The organism is Clostridium moniliforme, assembly GCF_017873235.1.
GTDB classification, from domain to species: Bacteria; Bacillota; Clostridia; order Clostridiales; family Clostridiaceae; genus Clostridium; species Clostridium moniliforme.
Genome location: NZ_JAGGJZ010000025.1, coordinates 1 through 1,503, shown reverse-complemented (window position 1 = coordinate 1,503; position 1,503 = coordinate 1). Strand labels below are relative to the sequence as shown.

General features: G+C 26.2%; 1 protein-coding gene, 1 rRNA gene and 1 riboswitch. Both genes read right to left on the bottom strand.

Features of this window, described 5'->3' with window-relative positions:
- Nucleotides 1-430 precede the first annotated feature (430 nt).
- The gene (locus J2Z53_RS12800; RefSeq protein WP_209797837.1) at nucleotides 431-1,003 is read right to left on the bottom strand and encodes a xanthine phosphoribosyltransferase; all 573 of its coding nucleotides are present in this window, start codon (nucleotides 1,001-1,003) and stop codon (nucleotides 431-433) included.
- A 91-nt stretch (nucleotides 1,004-1,094) separates the two neighbouring features.
- Nucleotides 1,095-1,195, bottom strand: a riboswitch (purine riboswitch).
- Nucleotides 1,196-1,409: 214 nt separating this feature from the next.
- Nucleotides 1,410-1,503 (bottom strand): 5S ribosomal RNA (gene rrf, locus J2Z53_RS12795); the annotation flags it as partial.

Below are 1,503 nucleotides of genomic sequence, written 5' to 3'. Positions count from 1 at the left end.
GCTGGTTCTAAATGTATTTCTATATTCTGTTCAATTTTCAAAGACCATTTTATCTCGTCGCCCTCAAGCGACTTGTTTATCTTATCACCTACAAGCTCCATTGTCAACAACTTTTTTCAAATTTATTTTTTAATAAATGTTTTTATTGAATCTAGTTTGCTTCAAGCAACGAAATCAATAATATCACATATATTAAATATCTTTAATTATTATATCCTTATAATATTAATTTATATCACTTTTATTAAAAATTACTTAGATTTACTTAATAATTATACTATTGATACGCTTGGATAAGTTTAATTTAAAATTATTACATTTTATTACAATTATACTCATTAAAATTTATAATAAAAAATCTATTTATATACATTAGTATTAACTGCAAAATAAAAGAGAAGGATAAACCCTTCACCCTTCTCCTTTGTTTTTATCTAAACTTTATATCTCCATTATCAATACTGTCTATTATAGCTAAAGATTCAACTCTCGCTCCTAATGATTCCAATATAGATCTACCTTCTTGGAATCCCTTTTCTATTACTATTCCAACTCCAACTAAATTAGCATCAGCTTTTTTAATTAGCTCTAGCATTCCCTTTGAAGCACAACCCTTAGCTAAGAAATCATCTATTACTAATATATTTTCACCTTTATTTAAGAATCTTTTACCTACTCTTACACTATACTCTTTATTTTTAGTAAATGAATGCACCTTCACTTCATATAAGTCCTTATCTAAATTAAGACTCTCTGTCTTTTTAGCAAAAACAACTGGTACATAATCAAAATATTGTGCAACAATAGCAGCAATTCCTATTCCTGATGCTTCTATAGTCAATATTTTATCTACCTTTTCATTTTTAAATCTCTTTTTAAATTCCCTTCCAACTTCATTTAATAGTCTAATATCCATTTGATGATTTAAAAAACTATCTACCTTTAATATATTTCCTTCTCTTATTCTACCATCTTCTAATATTTTTTTCTTTAATAACTCCATATCTTTCGTTCCTCTCTATAATATAATAAATAAATGATCCACATAATAAAAAAACTAGACCATTTCAGCCTAGGAACATATAGTTTGTTATAAAATTTTACTATATATTCGTAGTTAGGATTCGGCTCCTTGTAGAAACACCCAAGCCATAAATTTATTTGGGCATATACGAACTTTAATTATAATTAATATTTAGTATAATATATCATTACATTTTAATCAGTGCAAGTTTTTTATAAAAGATTATTTAACTTTGCCATATTTTAAATAAAATATTCTTAGTTTATAGTTTTATAATTATCATAAATCAATTGTTAATTTACACAAAGTATTATTTAATTATTCCTATATTATTAATCTTTTAACAAAAAAGAGATAGTAATTAAACTATCTCTTTTCGTTACTTACCTGGCAACGTCCTACTCTTCCACACGGTCACCCATGCAGTACCATCGGCGCTATAGAGCTTAACTTTCCTGTTCGGAATGGGAAGGAGTGTT